This is a genomic window from Roseivirga sp. E12, from assembly GCF_017592825.1.
Classification (GTDB): Bacteria; Bacteroidota; Bacteroidia; order Cytophagales; family Cyclobacteriaceae; genus Roseivirga.
Map to the genome: position 1 here is coordinate 1 of NZ_JAGFMD010000029.1, position 428 is coordinate 428.

Genomic DNA, 428 nt, shown 5'->3' on the forward strand with positions numbered 1-428 from the left:
TATACAACCATTACATCTCAGACCTTAACTTTTGCAGGTACAGCGGGAGAGACGCAGACTTTTACGGTCACCCCGACAGCCGATACTAAGCTGGAAGCCAATGAGACTTTGACCATCAGTCAATCTAACCTATCGGCAACTACATTAAGTGTAGCGATCTCCGATGGGGCGACAGTCACCATCACCAATGATGATGCAGCAGCAGTAACGATAGCCGATATCAGTGGAGCAGAGAATGGCGGAGCGATAACAGTGACCGCTACGCTAGACAATGCAGTCCAAGGAGGCTTTACGGTGGATGTAAGCTCTGCCGATGGCACAGCGACAACAGCTGACAGTGACTATACAACCATTACATCTCAGACCTTAACTTTTGCAGGTACAGCGGGAGAGACGCAGACTTTTACGGTCACCCCGACAGCCGATAC

General features: G+C 50.0%; 1 protein-coding gene. It reads left to right on the plus strand.

What is annotated here, in order from left to right; translation table 11 throughout:
- Positions 1–428, plus strand: a 428-nt coding sequence (locus tag J4E76_RS20765) for a Calx-beta domain-containing protein (RefSeq protein ID WP_208506717.1), incomplete at both ends; no start/stop codon positions are given.